At 70.2% G+C, this 20,000-nt stretch carries 17 protein-coding genes; 5 read left to right on the forward strand and 12 right to left on the reverse strand.

Features of this window, described 5'->3' with window-relative positions:
* Window positions 1-3: 3 nt before the first annotated feature.
* Both ABT294_RS36400 and ABT294_RS36405 read right to left on the reverse strand, forming a co-directional pair.
* Entirely contained in the window at window positions 4-4,167 is a 4,164-nt protein-coding gene (locus ABT294_RS36400) for a HAMP domain-containing protein (protein WP_350810890.1), read from the reverse strand.
* A gap of 81 nt (window positions 4,168-4,248) precedes the next feature.
* Window positions 4,249-4,602 carry a hypothetical protein gene (locus ABT294_RS36405; RefSeq protein ID WP_350810892.1) on the reverse strand — a complete coding sequence of 118 codons (354 nt, stop codon included), beginning with the start codon at window positions 4,600-4,602 and terminating at the stop codon, window positions 4,249-4,251.
* Window positions 4,603-4,638: 36 nt separating this feature from the next.
* On the opposite strand from ABT294_RS36405, the gene ABT294_RS36410 reads away from it, so the two are divergent.
* Window positions 4,639-5,832, forward strand: a complete 1,194-nt coding sequence (locus ABT294_RS36410; RefSeq protein ID WP_350810893.1) for a PP2C family protein-serine/threonine phosphatase — start codon at window positions 4,639-4,641, stop codon at window positions 5,830-5,832.
* Between the two features lie 64 nt (window positions 5,833-5,896).
* Window positions 5,897-6,421, forward strand: coding sequence for a nitroreductase family protein (locus tag ABT294_RS36415; protein ID WP_350810895.1), 525 nt, complete (start codon window positions 5,897-5,899; stop codon window positions 6,419-6,421).
* A 109-nt stretch (window positions 6,422-6,530) separates the two neighbouring features.
* Here the strand turns inward: ABT294_RS36415 and ABT294_RS36420 are convergent, their stop codons facing one another.
* The 3 genes from ABT294_RS36420 to rho form a co-directional block, all read right to left on the reverse strand.
* Window positions 6,531-8,297, reverse strand: coding sequence for a prolyl oligopeptidase family serine peptidase (locus ABT294_RS36420; protein WP_350810897.1), 1,767 nt, complete (start codon window positions 8,295-8,297; stop codon window positions 6,531-6,533).
* Between the two features lie 141 nt (window positions 8,298-8,438).
* Window positions 8,439-9,635, reverse strand: coding sequence for a putative RNA methyltransferase (locus tag ABT294_RS36425; RefSeq protein WP_350810898.1), 1,197 nt, complete (start codon window positions 9,633-9,635; stop codon window positions 8,439-8,441).
* Window positions 9,636-9,720: 85 nt separating this feature from the next.
* Window positions 9,721-10,827, reverse strand: coding sequence for a transcription termination factor Rho (gene rho, locus ABT294_RS36430; RefSeq protein ID WP_350810900.1), 1,107 nt, complete (start codon window positions 10,825-10,827; stop codon window positions 9,721-9,723).
* Window positions 10,828-11,205: 378 nt separating this feature from the next.
* Here rho and ABT294_RS36435 point away from each other — a divergent pair, with 378 nt between their 5' ends.
* Both ABT294_RS36435 and ABT294_RS36440 read left to right on the forward strand, forming a co-directional pair.
* Window positions 11,206-11,349: a hypothetical protein gene (locus ABT294_RS36435; RefSeq protein WP_350810902.1), complete on the forward strand. Its 144-nt coding sequence runs from the start codon at window positions 11,206-11,208 to the stop codon at window positions 11,347-11,349.
* Between the two features lie 95 nt (window positions 11,350-11,444).
* On the forward strand, window positions 11,445-12,185 hold the full coding sequence (locus tag ABT294_RS36440) for an MBL fold metallo-hydrolase (protein WP_350810903.1): 741 nt from the start codon (window positions 11,445-11,447) through the stop codon (window positions 12,183-12,185).
* Window positions 12,186-12,215: 30 nt separating this feature from the next.
* Here the strand turns inward: ABT294_RS36440 and ABT294_RS36445 are convergent, their stop codons facing one another.
* Window positions 12,216-14,108 carry a sensor histidine kinase gene (locus ABT294_RS36445; RefSeq protein WP_350810904.1) on the reverse strand — a complete coding sequence of 631 codons (1,893 nt, stop codon included), beginning with the start codon at window positions 14,106-14,108 and terminating at the stop codon, window positions 12,216-12,218.
* A gap of 109 nt (window positions 14,109-14,217) precedes the next feature.
* Complete coding sequence (locus tag ABT294_RS36450) at window positions 14,218-14,583, reverse strand: hypothetical protein (protein WP_350810905.1); 366 nt, start codon at window positions 14,581-14,583, stop codon at window positions 14,218-14,220.
* 113 nt (window positions 14,584-14,696) lie between these two features.
* Here ABT294_RS36450 and ABT294_RS36455 point away from each other — a divergent pair, with 113 nt between their 5' ends.
* Window positions 14,697-15,224, forward strand: coding sequence for a DUF6886 family protein (locus tag ABT294_RS36455; RefSeq protein WP_350810907.1), 528 nt, complete (start codon window positions 14,697-14,699; stop codon window positions 15,222-15,224).
* On the opposite strand, the gene ABT294_RS36460 is transcribed toward ABT294_RS36455, so the two are convergent.
* The 5 genes from ABT294_RS36460 to ABT294_RS36480 form a co-directional block, all read right to left on the reverse strand.
* Window positions 15,190-16,161: a ketopantoate reductase family protein gene (locus tag ABT294_RS36460; RefSeq protein ID WP_350810909.1), complete on the reverse strand. Its 972-nt coding sequence runs from the start codon at window positions 16,159-16,161 to the stop codon at window positions 15,190-15,192. The genes ABT294_RS36455 and ABT294_RS36460 overlap by 35 nt on opposite strands.
* Window positions 16,162-16,180: 19 nt before the next feature.
* Window positions 16,181-16,897, reverse strand: a complete 717-nt coding sequence (locus tag ABT294_RS36465; RefSeq protein ID WP_350810910.1) for a glycosyltransferase family 2 protein — start codon at window positions 16,895-16,897, stop codon at window positions 16,181-16,183.
* 258 nt (window positions 16,898-17,155) lie between these two features.
* A complete protein-coding gene (locus ABT294_RS36470) occupies window positions 17,156-17,680 on the reverse strand; it encodes an AAA family ATPase (protein ID WP_350810912.1) in 525 nt (174 codons plus the stop codon).
* A 66-nt stretch (window positions 17,681-17,746) separates the two neighbouring features.
* Window positions 17,747-19,372 (reverse strand): lysine--tRNA ligase, encoded by a 1,626-nt coding sequence (gene lysS, locus ABT294_RS36475; RefSeq protein ID WP_350810913.1) that lies wholly within the window; start codon window positions 19,370-19,372, stop codon window positions 17,747-17,749.
* Between the two features lie 65 nt (window positions 19,373-19,437).
* On the reverse strand, window positions 19,438-19,995 hold the full coding sequence (locus ABT294_RS36480; protein WP_350810915.1) for an OsmC family protein: 558 nt from the start codon (window positions 19,993-19,995) through the stop codon (window positions 19,438-19,440).
* Window positions 19,996-20,000: the final 5 nt, after the last annotated feature.

The following is a 20,000-nucleotide window of genomic DNA, read 5'->3' on the forward strand; positions in this document are numbered from 1 at the left end:
CGATCACGACCCTTCGGCTGATTCCGTCGTGGACCCCCGCCCACGGCTGAGCCAACCGCGCAGTCGTTCGAGCAGACGGTCCACGTCGACCGGCTTGGGCACGTAGTCGGACGCGCCCGAGGCGATGCTCTTCTCACGATCGCCCCGCATGACCTTAGCGGTCAACGCGATGATCGGCAGATCCGCGAACTGCGGCATGCGCCGGATGGCGGACGTCGTGGCCCACCCGTCCATCTCCGGCATCATGATGTCCATCAGGACGAGCCCGACATCCTCGTTCCGTTCGAGCTGCTCGATGCCCTCCCGCCCGTTCTCGGCGTAGACGACCGTCGAGCCGTGCCGTTCCAGCACGCTGGTCAGCGCGAACACGTTGCGGATGTCGTCGTCGACGATGAGGATCTTCGCTCCGCTGAGCGGGTCGTCGCCCTGCCAGTGGCCGCTCTCGACGGGCGCGTCGACGAGCTCGGGCAGCGGCAGGTGGTCGAGCGGCATCGGCTCGGGGACCGGCGGCTCCTCGACGGGCACGGCGATGAGCTGCCTGCGGGCGGCGCCGCCGTCGGTCGCCACCAGCGGGCCCGAGTACGAGGCCGGCAGGTACAGGGTGAACGTGCTGCCCTGGCCCAGCTCGCTCTCGACGTGGATCTCGCCGCCGAGCAACCTGGCGATCTCGCGGCAGATCGACAGGCCCAGCCCGGTGCCGCCGTACTTGCGGCTGGTCGTGCCGTCGGCCTGCCTGAACGCCTCGAAGATGACCTCGCGCTTGTCGGGCGCGATGCCGATGCCGGTGTCGATGACCTGGAAGGCGAGCAGGTCGTGGGAGTTGTGCAGGGTGTCGTCGTCGAAGTCGACCCCCGCGGGGGCGGGCGCGACCCGCAGCTTCACCTCGCCCTTCGGGGTGAACTTCACCGCGTTCGAGAGCAGGTTGCGCAGCACCTGCTGAAGGCGCTGCTCGTCGGCCCGCAGCTCCTGCGGCACGTCCGCGTCGACGTCCACCGTGAACGCCAGCCCCTTGTCGGCGGCGAGCGGCGAGAACGCGGCCTCCAGCAGGTCGACCATCTTCGGCAGCGACACCTGGATCGGGTGGATGTCCATCCGGCCCGCCTCGACCTTCGACAGGTCGAGCATGTCGTTGATCAGCTGGAGCAGCGCGGAACCCGCGCCGTGGATCGTCCGGGCGAACTCGACCTGCTGCGAGGTCAGGTTGCCCTCGGCGTTCTCGGTCAGCAGCTTGGCCAGCACGAGCAGGCTGTTGAGCGGCGTGCGCAGCTCGTGCGACATGTTGGCGAGGAACTCGGACTTGTAGCGGGACGAGACCGCGAGCTGCTCCGCGCGCTCCTCGAGCGTGCGGCGGGCCTGTTCGATCTGGAAGTTCTGGATCTCGATCGCCCGGTTCTGCTTGGCGAGCAGCGCCGCCTTGTCCTCGAGCTCGGCGTTGGACCTGCGCAGCTCCTCCTGCTGGCGCTGCAGCTCGTCGGAGCGCTCCTGCAGCTCGCGGGTGAGCCGCTGCGACTCCGTCAGCAGGTCTTCGGTGCGGGAGTTGGCGATGATCGTGTTCATCGTGACGCCGATGGTCTCGACGAGCTGCGTCAGGAAGTCGAGGTGCACCTCCCCGAACGGGGTGAAGGAGGCCAGCTCCAGCACGCCCAGCACGCGGTTCTCGAACAGGATCGGCAGCACCACGATCTGCGCGGGCGTGGACTGGCTGAGCCCGCTGTCGATGGTGATGAACTGCGGCGGCACGTCGTCGAGGATGATGTGCCGGCCCTCGGCCGCCGCCTGGCCGACGATGCCCTCGCCGACCGCGAAGCGCTGGCGCGGCCCCCGGTCGGGACGGACCCCGTAGCCGCCGACCAACAGCAGCTCGTGCTCGCCCTCGGGATCGACGCCGTAGAACGCGCCGTAGCGGGCCGACACCAGCGGGGTCAGCTCGCTCATGGTCAGCTTGGCCACCTCGAACAGGTCGCGGTGGCCCTGCATGAGCCGTGAGATGCGGGCCAGGTTGGACTTCAGCCAGTCCTGCTCCTGGTTGGCCTGGGTGGTCTCGCGGAGGTTGGCCACCATCGAGTTGATGTTGTCCTTCAGCTCCGCCAGCTCGCCCTGCGCCTCGACGGCGATCGAGCGGGTCATGTCGCCGCGCGCCACGGCGCTGGTGACGGTCGCGATCGCGCGGACCTGCGTGGTCAGGTTCCCGGCCAGCTCGTTGACGCTCTCGGTGAGCCGCTTCCAGGTGCCCTCGACGCCCTCGACCCGGGCCTGGCCGCCGAGCTGGCCCTCCGAGCCGACCTCGCGGGCGACTCGGGTCACCTCGGACGCGAACGACGACAGCTGGTCGACCATCCGGTTGATGGTGGTCTTCAGGGCCAGGATCTCGCCCTGGGCGTCGACGTCGATCTTGCGGGTGAGGTCGCCGTTGGCGACCGCGGTGGTCACCTCGGCGATGTTGCGCACCTGCGAGGTCAGGTTGTTGGCCATCGAGTTGACGTTGTCGGTGAGGTCCTTCCAGACGCCCGACACGCCTTGGACCCTGGCCTGGCCGCCCAGCTGGCCCTCGGTGCCGACCTCACGCGCGACGCGGGTGACCTCGTCGGCGAAGGACGACAGCTGGTCGACCATGGTGTTCAGGGTGTCCTTGAGCTGCAGGATCTCACCCTGGGCGTCAACGGTGATCTTCTTGGACAGGTTGCCCTGCGCCACCGCGGACGAGACCGCCGCGATCTGCCGCACCTGAGAGGTCAGGTTGTTGGCCATCGAGTTCACGTTCTCGGTGAGGTCCTTCCAGACCCCGGAGACGCCGCGGACCTGCGCCTGGCCGCCCAGCTGCCCCTCGGTGCCCACCTCGCGGGCGACTCGGGTCACCTCGGACGCGAACGACGACAGCTGCTCGACCATCGTGTTCATGGTCGACTTGAGTTCGAGGATCTCGCCCTGGGCGTCGACGTCGATCTTGCGGGTGAGGTCGCCGTTGGCCACGGCCGTCGTCACCTGGGCGATGTTGCGCACCTGGTAGGTGAGGTTGTTGGCCATCGAGTTGACGTTGTCGGTGAGGTCCTTCCAGACGCCCGACACACCCTTCACCTCGGCCCGGCCGCCCAGCTTGCCCTCGGTGCCCACCTCGCGGGCGACGCGGGTGACCTCGTCGGCGAAGGACGACAGCTGGTCGACCATGGTGTTCAGGGTGTCCTTGAGCTGCAGGATCTCACCCTGGGCGTCAACGGTGATCTTCTTCGACAGGTTGCCCTGCGCCACCGCGGTCGCCACCGTCGCGATGCTGCGCACCTGCGAGGTCAGGTTGTTCGCCATGAAGTTGACGTTGTCGGTCAGGTCCTTCCAGACGCCCGACACGCCCGTCACCTGGGCCTGGCCGCCCAGCTGGCCCTCGGTGCCGACCTCGCGGGCGACGCGGGTGACCTCCTCGGCGAAGCCGGACAGCTGGTCGACCATCGTGTTGACGGTGTTCTTCAGCTCGAACATCTCGCCCACGGCGTCGACGGTGACCTTGCGGCTCAGGTCGCCCTTGGCGACCGCGGTGGTCACGACCGCGATGTCGCGCACCTGCGCGGCCACGCGTGACGACATGGTGTTGACGGCCTCGGTGAGGTCGCGCCAGCTGCCGGACATCCCGCGCAGGTTGGCGCCGCCGCCCAGCCGGCCCTCGGTGCCCGCCTCGCGGGCCACCCTGGTCACCTCGGAGTTGAACAGGGCGAGCTGATCGACCATGCCGTTGATGGCCTTGCCCAGGCGGCGCACCTCGCCGCGCGCCGACCGATCGAGGTCGATCCGTCGCGACAGGTCGCCCTTGGCCACGGCGTCGATCACGTCGGCGGCACCGCTCACCGGGCTCACCAGCGCGTCGATCAGCATGTTGACGGACTCGACGCTCTCGGCCCACGCACCGACCCCCGGCCCAGGGGTCAGGCGCTCGCCGAAGCGGCCTTCCTTGACGACTTCTTTGCGCACCCGTACGAGCTCGTTCGCCAGATGTTCCCGACGATCAGCCACCTCGTTGAGCAGCAGCCGCACCTCACTGAGGATTCCCGCGGGCGCATGCGGGACACGGCGCCGGAAGTCTCCGTCGCGCCAGGAGAACAGTGTCTCGAGAATCGGGACGAGATCCGACTCGGTGTAGGTCCTCTCCTCAGGACTCGACGCGGCCTTGGCCGGTGTCATGGGGCCTCCTTCACCCCCGGCATCCCTCCGGGAGTGATTCAAGTCTGTCACGATGAGTAGCTCGTAGTCCTGTCCTTGGATTTACCCCAAGTCAGCGCGAAGTGTGGTAGGCACGGTGGGATGACTGCATCTCCCCATGCGGTGCTCGCTGCGACCTTCGCGCCGGGCGAGACCGCTGTGCCGGCTGCGATGAGGTTCACGCGCGAGGTGATGACCGCGTGGGCCGTCGGCGGCATGCTCCATGCCGCCGAGCAGGTGGCGGGTGATCTGGCCGATCAGGCGGTCGACGAGCCGTTCGAAGTCATCTGGAAGCACTTTGGCGATGCCGTGCAGGTTGAGCTGCGGCAGCGCATGGTGGCGCAGGGGGATCCGAAAGCTCCATCCGTGGGGGTCGAAGAGTGGGGAATCACCTTTGCGGGCGATTCCCGTGTCCATTGGGCAAGACTCACGCTACCCGCCTCCAGCGACCGGATGGCATCCGAGTGGCTGGAGGAGGGGTCTCATGGCCCCCACTGGCTGGGCTTTCTCGCCGACGCGAGCGACCTGCTGGCCGGCACGCTCGACCCCGGCATGGTGCCCGCCATCATCGCCCAGATCGTGGTGCCCAGGCTGTCGAGCTGGTGCGCCGTCTACACCTCCGACAGCGTGGCCGGCCCGGCGCGGCTGGCCTACCTCTGGCACGCCGACGAGGCCAGGATCGACGGGCTGCGCGAGGAACTGGCCGAGGTGGACGTGTCGTCCGCCGACTCCAGGGTCACCTCCGCCATCCAGCTCGCCGACTCCCAGGTGCTCGCGGTGCCGTTGACGGCGCGCGGGCGCAGCCTCGGCATGATGTGCCTGGGCAGGTCCGACCGCTTTGTCGACGAGGTCATCCAGTTCGCCGAGGACATCGGCAGGCGCGCGGCGCTGGCCATGGACAACGCCCGCGTCTACGCCCAGCAGGCCGCTGCCAACCGCGCCCTGCAGCGCAGCCTGCTGCCGCCGAACGAGCCCGAGGTGCCGGGGCTCGACTACGGCGTCGTGTACGAGCCGGCGGGCGAGGTCAACGAGGTCGGCGGCGACTTCTACGACCTGTTCAAGGCGGGCGACGACTCGTGGCGCTTCGCCATCGGCGACGTGTGCGGCACCGGCCCCGAGGCCGCGGCGGTGACCGGCCTCGCCCGCCACACGCTGCGGCTGCTCGCCCGCGAGGGGTACGGCGTGGCCGCCGTGCTCGGCAGGCTCAACCAGGCGATCCTCGAAGAGGGCGAGCGGGCCAGGTTCCTCACGCTGCTCCACGGCGACATCACCCCGGTCGAGTCGGGCCTGGAGGTGCGCATGGTGTCGGCCGGGCATCCCGAGGCGCTGCGGCTCAGGCCGAACGGCTCCGTGGAGGCGGTGACCACCCCGCAGTCGCTGCTCGGCGTCTTCCACGAGGTGGTGTTCGAGGCCGACACCATCCATCTCGACCACGGCGACGTGCTGCTCGCGGTCACCGACGGGGTGACGGAACGCCGTTCGGGCGGGCGCCTGCTCGACGACGACGGCGGCCTCGCCAAGCTGCTCGCCGAGTGCGCGGGGCTGTCGGCCAGGGCCGTCGCCGAGCGCATCCGCAGGGGCGCGGCGGAGTTCGCTGCCGAGCCGAGCGCCGACGACCTGGCGATCCTGGTCCTCCGCGCCCGCTGAACGACCTCTCGCGGCGTGGGCTGGGAGAATCTCGGGGCAGATGACGGGTTCGGGGGAGGCAGGCATGGGAGAGGCGCTACGGGCTGAGGTGGCCTCGCTGCGGGCCACGCGGTGGTTCGCCGACACGCCGGTGCCGACGAGCGAGATCGTCCGGGTGCTGGAGGCGGCCCGATGGACGGGGTCGGCGCGCAACCGCCAGCCGTGGCGGTTCGTCGTCGTCAGGGACCGCGGCCTGCAGAAGGCGTTGAGCCTGCTGGGAGCCTACGCGGCTCATCTGGCCGCCGCTCCGGTGGTCGTCCTGCTCGCGGTGAACCAGGAGGCCGGGGGCGAGGACGCGGAGTTCGACGCGGGCCGGGCCGCCCAGAGCCTCATGCTCGCGGCTCACGGCCTCGGCATGGGCACCTGCCCGGCCTCGTTCTTCCCCGCGTACAACGCCGAGCGGGCCGCCCGGATGGTCGACGTCGAGGCCCCGTGGAAGGTGCGTACGGCCATCTCCCTCGGATATCCCGCTCCCACGCCACCGGGCAGGTCGGCGATCCCCTCGGGACGTCTCCCGCTCGACCGCCTGGTCCGCTGGATCGACGGCTGACTTTCGGATATCCCGCTTCCACGCCACCGGGCAGGTCGGCGATCCCTTCGGGGCGCCTCCACCCGACCGACGGCTGATTTCGGGCGCTTAACGATGAAATGTCATTGTTTTAGTGGATATTGACGTGTTTGCGGGCGAAATCGAGTTGAAGCGCAATTTGAGCGATTCGCTCGGCGACGACCAGTGAACCGTGAACGGCGTCGTACGTATACACCTCATGATCGCGTCCGTGTTCGGCCAGTTTCGCTACGTATTTTTCGATCTGGCGTAGCGGGCAGCGCGTGTCGTTCTCTCCGGCGAGAATCAGCACCGGTGCCTTGACCTGGTCCACGTAGGTGATCGGGGAACTGGCCGCATACCGCTCCGGCTGCTCGACGGGCGAGCCGCCGAACAGCGCCCGATGGTAGGCGCGCAGGCTCTCGGCCTCGTCCTCGTAGGACGTCTGGTGGCAGGCGATCGGCACCGCCGCGATGCCGGCCGCCCAGAGGTCCGGCTGGGTGCCGAGGCCGAGCAGCGTGAGGTAGCCGCCCCAGGCGGTGCCGCTCAGCAAGGTCCTGGCGGGGTCGGCGATGCCGCGCTCCACCACCCACGCGCGCACGGCCGCGACGTCGGCCAGCTCGATGCGGCCCACGTCGCCGTGCAGCGCGTCGCGCCAGGCCGAGCCGTACCCGGTCGAGCCCCGGTAGTTGACCCGCACCACCGCGTACCCCGCGTCGACCCAGGCCGCCGCCTCGGGGGAGAAGGAGTCGCGGTCGTGGGCGGTGGGCCCGCCGTGCAGGACGAAGACCGTGGGGTAGGGCGCCGCGCCGTGCTCCGGCCTGGAGACGAGCGCGTGGATGCGCCCGCCGGGGCCCTCGACGTCCAGGTCCTCGACGGGCACGCTGGGCGGCGCGGGCGGGCCGCCGGCGTTCATCACCACCTGGCCGTTGCTGGAACGAATCACCGGCGGGCGGGAGGCGCTGGACCAGGAGTACTCGACCGCGCCGCTGGGGCGCGGCGCCGCCTCCTCGATCACGCCGTGCGGGGTGTCGATCAGGGTCAGGCCGCCGCCCGCGAGGTCGTAGCGGTGCAGGTAGCTGCGCGCCCGGTTGTCGCGGAGCAGCAGCAGGGCGCGGCCGTCGTGGTACCACTCGGCGGCCAGGTCGCCGGAGTCCTTCAGCCAGATCTCGCGCTGCTCGTCGGTGACGGCGTCCCAGACCAGCGGCTCGTGGCGCTGGCGGCGCTCGTGCAGGGCCAGCAGGCGGCGGTCGCCGAGGACCGGGGCGAACCTGAGGCCGATCACGCCCTTTCCGAGCCCGTCATACAGCTCGCCGACCACGTCACCGCACTGGCGGACGACCCTGAGCGCGGGATGCCGGAAGTCGCCGTATTCGCCGTGATTTATCGCGATTAACGAGCCGTCGAGGGACATGTCGGCGACCCAGGCGGCCTCCGCGTGCTCGTAGAGCAGGTGGGAGTCCTCGCCGGCGCGCGCCAGGTGGATGTGGAACGAGCCCCCGCTGGCGAGGCTGATCGCGGCCAGGCCGGTAGCGGACAGCGCGATGCCGCCCGGCTGGCCGGCGGGCAGGTCGGGGGCGGCGAGCTCGTCCGGGCCGCCCGTGAACGGCTGACGCCACCAGACGCCGAACTCGTCGCCCTCGGTGTCGGCGAACCAGTAGATCCACTGGCCGGTGGGGTCGATGGCGGCGTGCGCGGTGCCCTTCGGCCTGTCGGTGACCTGGCGGGTGACGCCGGTGCCGCGGTCCCAGGCGTAGACCTCCCAGGTGCCGCTGGCGTTGGAACGGTAGATCGAGCGGTTCGGAGCCTGGCGTGACCAGGACGGCAGCGTCATGCGCGACGCCCGGAACCTGGCCTGCCAGCGTTCCTCGGCCTTCATCCGGTGCCCCCCTCCCTCTGATTACCCGCCTCAGGGCGTTGGTTGCCGTCCAGTATTGCGCCTGCGCCGCGAGAATACTCGGGGAATGTGGGGGAATTTCGGACTAAAAGCCCCATCAGTAACACGAGCCCCAGAGGTCCGTCAAGGAACGGCTCTTGAACGCGGCGACGTCTCGAAGATAGACAGGTGAAACGCCGCTTTCACTTTCTCGCGATGTGTTACGCCATTCTGATCGTTTCGATCCTTGTGTGCGATATATCCAGCGATTTGCTCTTCCAGCTTGGCCGCCTCAGTGTGCCACGCGCTCGGGCCCATTCTCACCACCTCGGCGATGCCGAGACGGTCGAGCTCCAGGTCGAACTCGACCACCCGCCGCGCCACCTCGGTGAAGCCGGCCAGGCTGCGTGCCACCCGACGTTCCTTCTCCTCGTCCACGGTGAGCAGACCGAGCCGCTCGACCAGCGGGCTCAGGTGCTCGGGCGCGGGGGTGACGACGACGACGGACCCACCAGGACGCAGGATCCGCGCGAACTCCGGCCCGTTCCTGGGCGCGAACACGTCGATCACCACATCGGCCACCTCGTCCCGGATCGGCAGTGGCCGCCACACGTCCGCCACGAACGCACCAGCCCGAGGGTGCGCCCGAGCCGCTCGCCGAATGGCGTGCTTGGACACATCGAACGCCAATCCGACGCCGGGATCCACCGCTTTGAGGACATTCGCAAGGTAGTAGCCGGTGCCGGCCCCGGCATCGACGACCACCGGCTTACGGTACGCCTCCACCCGGCCGCTGTCCGGCCTTCCGCCGATCCGACCGGCTGAGCCCCACTCACGAGCCCCCGGACCGCTCGCGGTCGTCTGGCTGTGGTGTGTGCCGCCTGGGATGAGCTCGCGGACCGTCTCGGCCAGGGCGGCGGCGAGAGGGGCGTAGTGGCCGGCGTCCAGGAAGGCGGCGCGGGCGGCGACCATGTCCGCCGTGTCGGCGGTGCCCGGGGGACGCGAGCCGGTGAGCAGGCTGACGTATCCCTGCTTGGCGACGTCGAAGCCGTGGCCTTGGGCGCACCTCAGGGTCGCGTCGTCGAGCCGCAGTTCGGCGCGGCACACCGGACAGGCCAGGTATTCGATGATGTCGGCAAGCATGAGGACATTGTCGCCCCGGGCAGGGGAGTGCCCCGTGCCGGGCGCGACCGTCACGGCGGCCGGCCACGTGCCGGTCAGCGCCGTGTTCCTGGAGGCCCTCAGCCACGTGCGGCGGGTGGCGGGTAACCACCGCGTGCCGTACAGGAAGGGTTTGCGCGAAGGCGGCGGCGCGGAGACCGCACCCGCGCGAGGTTCCACGGACGCTCCTGCGCGGAAAGGAGCCGCGACCGCGCCAGGCAGGCGCATCAGCGTGGGAAAGAGTCGCGACTGCGCGAGGTTGGGGTTACGCCGTGGCGGCGGTGCGGAGGAAGGCGGCATTGGTGGGGGTTTCGCGGAGCTTGCCGACGAGCAACTCCAGCCCCTGCTGCTTGTCGAGGGCGCCGAGCATGCGGCGCAGGCGCCACACCACCTGCTGCTCGCCGGACGGAAGCAGGATCTCCTCGCGGCGTGTGCCGGACGCCTCCAGGTCCACCGCCGGGAACAGGCGGCGTTCCGCGAGGTCGCGGGTCAGGTGGAGTTCCATGTTGCCGGTGCCCTTGAACTCCTCGTACAGGCTGTTGTCCATGCGGGAGCCGGTGTCGACCAGCGCGGTGGCGAGGATGGTGAGCGAGCCGCCGTCGAGCATGTTGCGCGCCGCGCCGAAGAAGCGCTTGGGCGGGTAGAGGGCGGTGGCGTCGAGCCCGCCGGTGAGGACGCGTCCGCCCCCACGCGCCTGGTTGTTGTAGGCCCGGCCGAGCCGGGTCAGCGAGTCGAGCAGCAGGACGACGTCGCGTCCGCCCTCGACGAGGCGCTTGGCCCGTTCGATGGCCAGCTCGGCGATGGCGGTGTGGTCGCGGTCGGGATGGTCGAAGGTCGAGGAGAAGATCTCGCCCTGGATGGACGCGCGCATCTCGGTGACCTCTTCTGGCCGCTCGCCGACGAGCAGCACCATCAGGTGGACTTCGGGATGGTTGCGGGCGACGGCCGCCGCCAGCGCCTGCATGACCATGGTCTTGCCGGCCTTGGGCGGTGCGACGATGAGCCCGCGCTGCCCCTTGCCGATGGGCGTGAACAGGTCGATGACGCGGGTGCTGAGCGACTCGGTCTCGATGCGCAGCCGTTCCGTCGGGTGGACGGGGGTCAGGTCGGTGAAGTGCGGACGGTCCAGCCATTCGGTGGAGCCGTTGACCGATTCGACGCCGACCAGCTTGTTCCCGGCGACGGTGGCGACCACCTGGTCACCGGGGCGCAGGCCGAGCTGCTTGACCCTCTCGGGCGGCAGCCGCACGTCGTCGGGGCCCGGCAGGTGTTGCGGGCGGAGGTGCGCGCCCTTGTCCCTGACGTCGAGCAGGCCGCTGACCTGCCGGATGGGAGCGGACGTGCGTGGTTGGGGGATGGTGTGAACAGACATGATGAACCCTCTCAGGGGTACGCCGAAAAGATGCTCGGCAGGTGTTGAACGCGAGCCCTGGCCCACAGAACGGGCGGGCGGCGAAGGGGGGAAAGCGAGCGGAGCCGTAGCTCAACGCTGCTCGGAACGTATCACACGTTCTGGCCCACACAACACCTAGCCCGCTTGAGCTATTCCCGGGGGGTTCTGGCGCCTTCGCCCGCGACGACCGGGGCTCCGACGTGACAATGGTCTCCTCCGCTGTCGCGGATCGCCTGTGACGGGTGTGCAGAACGGCATGGTTCGCCCATCGGCGCAGCGGCATCCTGTCAAGCGACCTGCAGGGCCTCTGCAATCCGACGAGGCTTCCATAGAAGGACGAACTCCAAGGGGGACGAGATGAAGACCAAGACCAGCTGCCCGCGCTGCCACCACGAGCTCGACGAGGGCCCGATCGTCTACCGGTGCGCCCACTGCTGCCGCGCGGTCTACGCCGCCGACGTCGAGAACGAGTACGTTCCGCGTCAGCGCGTCGCCGCCTAGTCCCAGCCTCCCGAGAGCCTGGCCTGAGCGTCCGAACGCCTGGCCTGACCGACTGGCCCGAGCGGCTGAGCGGCCTGAGCGCCTAGTCTGGGCGGATGCCGCACCAGCCGTTGACCGTGTCCGGCGTCGAGGTGACACCCCTCTGCGACGCCGTCGGGCCGATGGGCGAGACCATCCGCCGCCCGCTCCCCGAGCTGTTTCCCGGATCGGCCGTCCAGGACGAGCCGTGGGTCCTGCACTTCCACTGCTACCTGCTCCGCGATCGGGCGGGCCGCGTCACGCTGGTCGACACCGGCATCGGCGCCGCCGACTCGCCCGCGTCGAGCTGGGCGCCGGTACCGGGCACCCTGGCCGGTGAGCTGGCCGCCGCGGGCGTGGCGCCCGCCGAGGTCGGCACCGTGATCCTCACGCACCTGCACAGCGACCACGCGAGCGGGGCCGTCGCCGACGGCAGGCCGCTGTTCGAGAACGCCCGCTACGTCCTCCAGCAGGCCGAGCTGGACACCGCCCGCGGCGCGATACTGGAGCAGGTCGTCACCCCGATCAAGGGGCAGCTCCAGGCCGTCGAGGGCGAGGCCGAGGTGTCGCCCGGAGTCCACGTGCGGCTGACGCCGGGCCACACGCCCGGTCACCAGATCGCCAGGGTCGGCGAGCTGGCCATGACGGGCGACCTGGTGCTGCATCCCGTGCAGTTGGCCGATCCGCGCGTCCGCTATCTCTACGACGACGACGCCGAGCAGGCGGTCGCCACGCGGGTGGAGGTGCTCGACGGGCTGCGGGCCGAGCGCGCGGTCCTGGCGACCGCGCACTTCAGCGACCCGTTCGTCCGCCTCTGACCCCATTCACGATGAATCCCGGGGAGGGGGTCAGTGGGCGAGGGCGGGCTGGTCCGACAGGATGGCGGACGGCAGCATCACGCTCGCCGTCAGCCCCCCGTACGGCGAGGGCGCGAGCCTGACCCGGATGCCCTGCCTGGCGGCGAGCCTGCTGACCACGAACAGGCCGAGCCGGTCGCTCTGCGCCAGGTCGAACTCCGGCATCTCGGCCAGCCGGGCGTTGAGCTCGTCGAGTTCGGTCCGGGGCAGGCCGAGCCCGCGGTCCTCGATCTCCACGGTGAGGCCGTGCGGGGTCTGCGTGGTGCGCAGGTCCACCCTGGTCTGGGGCGGTGAGAAGAGCGTGGCGTTCTCGATCAGCTCGGCCATCAGGTGCGCGACGTCGGTGACCGCGACGCCCGACAGCGACAGGGGCGGCGTCTGCAGCACCTCCACCCGCTGGTACTCCTCGACCTCGGCGACCGCGGCGCGCAGCACGTCCACGATGGGCACCGGGTTGCGCCAGCCGCGGCCCGGCGCCTGGTCCGACAGGATGATCAGGCTCTCGGCGTGCCGGCGCATGCGGGTGGTGAGGTGGTCGAGCTTGAACAGGTCGTCCAGCGCGTCGGGCTCCTCGGTCTGCCGTTCCATGCTGTCGAGCTGGAGCAGCTGGCGGTGCAGGAGCGACTGGTTGCGCCGGGCCAGGTTGACGAAGACCCGGTTGACACCGTGCCGCAGTTTCGCCTGACTCACGGCCGCGTCCACAGCCGTGGACTGGACGGTGTTGAACGCCTGTACGATGTCCGCGACCTCGGCGGTCTCGGCCTTCACCGTGATCGGTGCCAGCTCCACGGGCCCCGTGGGGTTGCCGCGCAGCCGCTGGACGAGCCCCGCCAGCCGCACCTCGGCCAGTTCGGTGGCGGCGTCGCGAAGCCCGGCGAGCTCGCGTACGAGGCGCCGGCGGAAGCGGAAGGAGAGCATGAGCGAGGCGGCCACGGCGAACAGCCCGGCGCCGCCCGCCACACCGATCTTGACGAGGATGCCGTTGGCGGCGGGCGTGACCCGTCGGACGATCTCCTGGACGGCCTTGGACTGGTTGAGGTCCACGACCGTCCACAGGTTGTTCGCGTCGACGGGCCAGGTGGCCGCCGTGGCGGGCAGCCCGTTCAGGACGGCCTGGCCTCTGATCGCGTCCTCGGCCTCCTCGAACTCGCGGTAGACGGGCGAGCCGACGAGCTTCTGGTAGGGCCCGCGCAGGCCGGCGTCGAGGTGGGAGAGCGCCTGCGTGTAGAGCAGGCGCCGGGTGGCGACCATGCCGGTGAACGCCTCGCGCTCGGTCTTGCTCACCCTGCCTCTGGACAGGACCACCGCGATGACCGCCTGCTCGCGCGACAGGACGTCCTTGGCCTCGCCGAGGGTGGAGACCGCTCGTGCCTGCCGGTAGAGCGCCATGTCGGGGACGAGGATCATCGTGTCGCGCATGCGGAAGAACGCGTCCACGATCTCGCTGAAGCCGTCGAGCACGGAGAGCGGGGCCGAGGCGCGGTTGTCGACCTGCCGCCGGATCTTGGGGAGCCGGTCGAGCCGGTCGTTCAGCTCGGTGAGCTGGGCGGCCATCTCGGGCGAGATGTCCGGTTGATCGCGCGCCAGCTTACGGAAGGTCCCGATCGTGGAGTCGGTGAGGGCGCGCTGCTTGGCCAGGCTTTCGGCGCTCCGCTTGCCGATCATGAACTCGACCGAGGCGAGCCGCTCGGTCTGGAGGTGCACGTTCATCTGTTCGGACGGGTTCGCCAGGTTCCTGACCAGCTCGTTGATCTGGAGCAGGCGCAGCCCGTCACCGCCGGTGAGGACGGCCGCGAACACCCAGAGGCCGACGAGCGAGAGCAGTGGCACGGTCAGCAGGATGAGGAGCTTCAGCGCGATGGGACGGCCACGCGTGGGGGGCATGCGACCTCCGAGGCAAGGTGAGAGCGCCTCGCAGATTACACCCCTCAATGCGAAGATTCGGGGGGTTCACGCCTTGGCGCGAGGACACGTCCGCCCTCGCGCCGTGACGTCAGTGCCTGGCGTCCTCTACGCCACCGGCCACGAGCCGGTCGGTAGGCGCGGTGTGCTCCTGCTCCCGTCGCAGCTTCCGCTCCAGCTCGCGCTTCTCGTCCTGGAGCCTGGCCACCCGGCTGGACGTCTCGGCCCTGGCGTCCCGCTGCTGCGCCCGCCGCCTCGCGGACCTGCGGGAACCCGAGCCGATCAGCCAGAGGCCGAGCAGCAGGACGCCCGCGGTGGCGGCGCCCGCCGCGAACATCTGGACGTGGTCGAGCTGCAACGTGTAGCCGAACAGGACGTACCTGGCGCTCTCCTCGGTGGCCACCAGGGCGACCGCGCCGCCCGCCAGCAGTACCAGAAGCAGTCCAAGCAGAACCATCGAACTCACCCCTTGTCGTCAGAGCGAGATCCCTCTGCCCGAGCCGGGGCCGGATATGCCGGAACCCCCTATTTCATCGGGCTTCCGGCACGCCATCGATCATCATGGCCTATATGAGACCCGACCCTGGACAGGTGCTGCACTTCTCCGAAGACCCGACCATCGAGCGGTTCGTCCCGCACGTCGCGCCGACCTCCGTACAACCCGAGCCGTACGTCTGGGCGGTCGGCTGGGACCGCTGCCCCGACTACTGGTTCCCGCGCGCCTGCCCCCGCGCGATGGCCTGGCGCGGGCCGCGCACCACCGACTCCGACGCCGAGCGCATCATCGGCGCGGGCTGCGGCGAACGGGTGCACGCCATCGAGTACGGCTGGCTGAAGGCGCTCATGGAGGTCCGCCTGTACGCCTACCGGCTGCCCGCCGACGACTTCGCGCCGATCGGCGACCCGCCGCACGCGCTCGTCTCGCGGGTGCCCGTGGAGCCGCTCGGCCCGCCCGAGCCGGTCGAGGACCTCGTCGGGCTGCACGAGCGGGCCGGGATCCAGCTGCGGCTGCTCGACACCCTCGGGTCGTTCTGGTCGGAGGTGACGTCGAGCACGCTGGAGTTCAGCGGGATACGGATGCGGAACGCTCGTCGATGAGCGCCACCAGCTCCTGCACGGGCATCGAGCCCGGCGGCAGCTTCTGCCTGGCGTACCTGTCGGCCTCGCGCTGGAGGACGTCGTTCACCGGGGTGGGGATGCCGAGCCGCCGGCCGAGCAGCGCGATCTCGCCGTTAAGGTAGTCGGCCTCGATCGAGCCGCTGCCCTTGGCCAGGCTCTGCCAGGACGAGCCGCCGCCGCGGTCGAGCCCTTCGATCGGACGCAGGTCCACCCGGTTGCCGCGCAGTTCCTGCTCCTCCTGCTGGGTCGGGAAGTCGATGCCCGCCTCCTTCAGCACGGCGGCGCCCTCCGCCCTGACCTGTTCCGCGACCGCCTGCGCGCCCGGCTGGCGGGAGCAGAGCGCGTCGACCGCGTTGCCGAGGTTGCCGAGGAGCTTGGCGTACTTCCAGCGCATCACGTCGGGGGTGGCCAGGGCGACGAACCGGCTCTTGGTGAGGTCGGCGACGATCTGCTGGGCGAGGTCGTCCACATCCTGTGGATAACATCCGACGTGCAGCATGCCGGAGTGCGGGTGGCCGTACGCCGCCACCACGCCCGGCTCCAGGTGCTCAGAGGGCAGCCAGACGCACATGCCGTAAACCCGATCGAATCTCCGCAGCACGGTCCGTTCGTTGTCCACGCCGTTCTGCGCGCACACCACCGGCAGGTGCCGCGGCCACGGGTCGAGCGCGGCGATGGTGTCCTGCGACTTGGTCGCGACGATCAGCACGTCGTCGTCGCGTGCCGGGACGGGGCCGTCGGCCGCCTCGACGTCGAGGGTCTCGGTCGAGTCGGGGGTGATGAACCGCAGGCCGCCGCTCTTCAGCGCCTCGTAGTGGGCGCCTCGGGCGACCAGCACCACCTCGTGGCCGCCCTGGAAGAGCCGGGCCCCGATCGTTCCGCCGACGGCTCCCGCTCCGATGACGATGTAACGCATGGTCCGAGAATGTCATCGTTTACTTGGCGAGCGCCACCTGGGTCTGAGGGGTGGCCGTCCCGCGCGCCCGCTCGCGCAGGATCGTCTTCAGCACCCGCCAGCCGTCGCGGACGGCGTGCAGGTTGCTCTCGCCGTGGATGCGGGAGCGCTCGTGGCTGGGCACCTCGCGGATGACCAGCCCGGCCTGCGCGGCCCGGACGTTCATCAGCGTCTCGATCTCGAAACCGTCGCAGTCGAGGTCCATCGCGTCGAGGTGGCGCGCCCAGAAGGCGTTGTAGCCGTAGCACAGGTCGGTGTAGCCGGTGCCGTACAGCAGGTTGGTCAGGCCGGTCAGCGCCTTGTTGCCGAAGGAGCGCAGCGGGCTGAGGTCGTCGGAGCCGCCGCCGGGGGCGTACCTGGAGCCCTTGGCGAAGTCGGCGCCGTCGAGCAGCGCCTGCACGAAAGCGCCGATCTCGCGGCCGTCGGTGGACCCGTCGGCGTCGATCATGACGATGATGTCGCCGCGCGCCGCTTCGAAGCCCTCGATCAGCGCGTTTCCCTTGCCTCGCCGGGTCTGCGTGACGACGCGCAGGCCCGGACGCAGCCGCCTTGCGACGGCCACGGTCTCGTCGTTGGAGTTGCCGTCGACGAGGACGACCTCGTCGATCCAGTCGGGCAGCGTGGCGAACACGTGAGGCAGGTTGTCGGCCTCGTTCATCGCTGGGACGACGACGGTGACGCTGGCAGAGTGCTTCATGTGAGTAAAGTGCGCCAGGTCACATGCAGGTCGCTTGACTGTGCCTTGCATAGATCGCGAACCTATGTGTGCTATAGGCGTCCTACCAGGGTGTGTTCACCGTCCTGTGACCTGGGGCTCGGCCGGAATGCGCCGGTCCTGCCCGGCCCGGTTTTGTTACCTTGACTTGTTTTGTGAAATGTGCGTCTCTTGTGCGCCAGGTAGCAGGCCGACCGGTTCTCCCGCCGTCGTCGTCTTGCCCGCGCCGAATGTTCCTGATCACGTTGCCTGGGCCTCTGCGGCTCTGGCGAGGATCTCGTCCACTGTCTCTTCCGGCGTCTGCCCGGAGGTGTCCAGCCAGAGGCCGATGCGTGGCGTGTCGCGCCTGAGCACCTCGTCGAGCTGGGCCACCGTCCAGTCGCCGTAGCCCGACTTGGGACGCTGCCGCTCGCGCTGCTCCACGGTGGCGGCGTCGGGGGCGAGCACCACCACCAGCAGCGGGCGGCTGCGCACCAGCCGCACGAACAGGTCGAGGTCGGGGCCGAGCACGACGTCCTGGACGATCGGCGTGAAGCCCGCCTCGAAGTACAGGTCGGCGGCCGAGGCCGCGATCCGGTACCGCAGGTGGAGCTGGGCGACTCCCTCTGGCGCGCCGGGCGCCATGGGGACAGCCCCGTTCACCACCATGCGCCGGAAGGCGTCACCGCGGACGTGCGCCGACCGCGGCAGCCGCTCCGCCAGCGCCTGCGCGACCGTGGACTTTCCCGACGCCATGATCCCGGTGACGAGGAAGGCGGCCCTCACCCGCCGACCAGCTTCGTGACCCGTGCGGCCATCATCCGCCGACCGGTTTCCCGACCCGTGCGGCCATCATCCGCCGACCAGTTTCCTGACTCGGTCGGCGCCTACGGCGAGCAGCAGCGTCGGCAGCCGCGGGCCGGTGTCGCGGCCGATCAGGAGCGTGTACAGGAGCGCGAAGAAGGCCCGCTGCGCCGCCTTCAGCTCGGGCGTGGCCTTGGCGTCGGCGTCGAGGCCCGCCTGGAGCTTCGGCACGCCGTACACCAGCGTGGTCAGCCCGTCGAGCGACCAGTGCTCGTCGAGCCCGCCGGCCAGCAGGCGCAGCGCCTCCCTGTCGGTCTCGCCCAGCGAGTCGAGCAGCTCGGTGTCGGGGTTGTCGCGGACGCGGGTGCGCTGCTCGGCGAGCAGCTGCGTGTCGACCCAGCGCTGCGCCCTGTCGAGCCGGGGACGCGCCTCGTCGAGCGCGGTGAGCCCGTCGGCGTCGCGCAGGATCCGCAGGGTCTGCTCCTCGTCGCCGGTCGTGATGTCGACGATCGAGGCGAGAGTCCGGTACGGCACCGGCCGCGGGGTCTCCGGCAGCGGCCCGGCGGACGTCCGCACCGCGCGGTCGTACGCGAACGACTCGGCGGGCTGCGCGGACCCGGACGCCACCTTGCGCCCCACCGCGTCCCACTCGTCGTAGAGCCGCTGGATCTCCTGGTCGAAAGCGATCTTGAAGGACTGGGACGGCTTGCGCCGCGCGTACAGCCAGCGCAGCACCGGAGCCTCCATGATCTCCAGCGCCTCCGACGGGATCGGCACGCCACCCTTGGAACTGCTCATCTTGGACATGCCGGTGATGCCGACGAACGCGTACATCGGCCCGATCGGCTGCCGGCCGCCGAACACCTCGCTCACGATCTGCTCGCCGACGATCCACGCGGAGCCCGGCGAGTGGTGGTCGACCCCGGACGGCTCGAACAGCACGCCCTCGTACGCCCAGCGCATCGGCCAGTCGACCTTCCACACCAGCTTGCCCCGGTCGTGCTCGGCCAGCCTGACCGTCTCGCCGAACCCGCAGGCGCAGGTGTAGGCCAGCTCGGTGCTGTCGTCGTCGTAGGCGGTGACCGTGGTCAGGTCGCGCTCGCACAGCTCGCAGTACGGCCGGTACGGGAAGTACTCGGCGGATCCCTCCTGGGGCTCCCCGTTCTCCTTGGTGCGGTAGCGGGCGAGGACGGCGTCGATGCGCCGCCGCTCGCGCATGGCCAGCAGGATCTGCTCCCGGTACACGCCGGAGGTGTACCGCTCGGTCTGGCTGATGCCGGTGTACTCGACGCCCAGCTCGGCCAGCGCGTCGATCAGCGGCGCCTTGAAGTGCTCGGCCCAGCTGCCGTACGGGCTGCCGGGAGGGGCGGGCACGGAGGTGAGCGGCTTGCCGACGTGCTCCGACCACGACGGGTCGATGCCCGCGGGCACCCGGCGGAAGCGGTCGTAGTCGTCCCAGGAGAGCAGGTGCACGCAGTCGAGACCGCGCCGCCTGATCTCGTCGGCCACCAGGTGCGGGGTCATGACCTCACGCAGGTTGCCGAGGTGGATCGGCCCCGACGGGCTCAGCCCTGAGGCGCAGACGATCGCTTTGCCGGGCGCGCGACGCTCCGCCTCGGAGATCACCTCGTCCGCGAACCTGGAGACCCAGTCGGTCTCGGCACTGTCAGCCATCGCGCCATTCTTGCGGCTCGGCCGCGTTCAGGCCAACGCAATCGGCCTCGCGCGGGCGCCGCAGGTCATGACGGCCGCCCTTCCAGGCCGGCGGCCACGGGGTGGCCGCCGCCGACCCGGACGATCGAACCGCTGATCTCCTGCGGGGAGCGGATCAGGTTCAGGATCGGGCAGACCCGCTCGACCTCGGCGTGCAGCCTGGCCAGCTCCTCGTCGGAGGCGGGCGAGTCGAGCAGCACCTCGTAGCGGAAGTTCTGCGGGTACACGGGGACGCCGGTCTCGCCGGGCTGCTGGGCGCGCGGGTCGTACTCGGCCCGGACGTCCACCTCCAGCGAGTCGACCGGCACCTCCAGCTCGGCCGCCTTGATCAGGAAGATGTGCGTGACGCAGCTGCCCAGCACGCCCGCCTGCAGCTCGGGTGAGCCGGGGCCGAGGTCGTACCCGGCGAAGTCGGGGGCGCTGTCGCTGATGATCTGGAAGTCCCTGATCCGGATGCGCCGGACGCCGCTGCGGCCCTCGGCCGTGACGTGGGCGTGCAGCGGCACCGGGCCGCTGCTGGGCGTCTCGTGCCTGGCCAGCAGGGCCGCGCGCTTGTGCGACAGGTACTCGCGAAGGGTGCTCATGCTTC

The sequence above is a fragment of the Nonomuraea sp. NPDC000554 genome (assembly GCF_040300065.1).
GTDB lineage: Bacteria > Actinomycetota > Actinomycetes > Streptosporangiales > Streptosporangiaceae > Nonomuraea.

Bases quoted from the DNA above. Each gene is read 5' to 3' on its own strand.
- ABT294_RS36400 (WP_350810890.1), bottom strand. From the start codon at position 4,167: ATGACACCGGCCAAGGCCGCGTCGAGTCCTGAGGAGAGGACCTACACC.
- ABT294_RS36405 (WP_350810892.1), bottom strand. From the start codon at position 4,602: ATGGACACGGGAATCGCCCGCAAAGGTGATTCCCCACTCTTCGACCCC.
- ABT294_RS36410 (WP_350810893.1), top strand. From the start codon at position 4,639: ATGGCATCCGAGTGGCTGGAGGAGGGGTCTCATGGCCCCCACTGGCTG.
- ABT294_RS36415 (WP_350810895.1), top strand. From the start codon at position 5,897: ATGGGAGAGGCGCTACGGGCTGAGGTGGCCTCGCTGCGGGCCACGCGG.
- ABT294_RS36420 (WP_350810897.1), bottom strand. From the start codon at position 8,297: ATGAAGGCCGAGGAACGCTGGCAGGCCAGGTTCCGGGCGTCGCGCATG.
- rho (WP_350810900.1), bottom strand. From the start codon at position 10,827: ATGTCTGTTCACACCATCCCCCAACCACGCACGTCCGCTCCCATCCGG.
- ABT294_RS36435 (WP_350810902.1), top strand. From the start codon at position 11,206: ATGAAGACCAAGACCAGCTGCCCGCGCTGCCACCACGAGCTCGACGAG.
- ABT294_RS36440 (WP_350810903.1), top strand. From the start codon at position 11,445: ATGCCGCACCAGCCGTTGACCGTGTCCGGCGTCGAGGTGACACCCCTC.
- ABT294_RS36445 (WP_350810904.1), bottom strand. From the start codon at position 14,108: ATGCCCCCCACGCGTGGCCGTCCCATCGCGCTGAAGCTCCTCATCCTG.
- ABT294_RS36450 (WP_350810905.1), bottom strand. From the start codon at position 14,583: ATGGTTCTGCTTGGACTGCTTCTGGTACTGCTGGCGGGCGGCGCGGTC.
- ABT294_RS36455 (WP_350810907.1), top strand. From the start codon at position 14,697: ATGAGACCCGACCCTGGACAGGTGCTGCACTTCTCCGAAGACCCGACC.
- ABT294_RS36460 (WP_350810909.1), bottom strand. From the start codon at position 16,161: ATGCGTTACATCGTCATCGGAGCGGGAGCCGTCGGCGGAACGATCGGG.
- ABT294_RS36465 (WP_350810910.1), bottom strand. From the start codon at position 16,897: ATGAAGCACTCTGCCAGCGTCACCGTCGTCGTCCCAGCGATGAACGAG.
- lysS (WP_350810913.1), bottom strand. From the start codon at position 19,372: ATGGCTGACAGTGCCGAGACCGACTGGGTCTCCAGGTTCGCGGACGAG.
- ABT294_RS36480 (WP_350810915.1), bottom strand. From the start codon at position 19,995: ATGAGCACCCTTCGCGAGTACCTGTCGCACAAGCGCGCGGCCCTGCTG.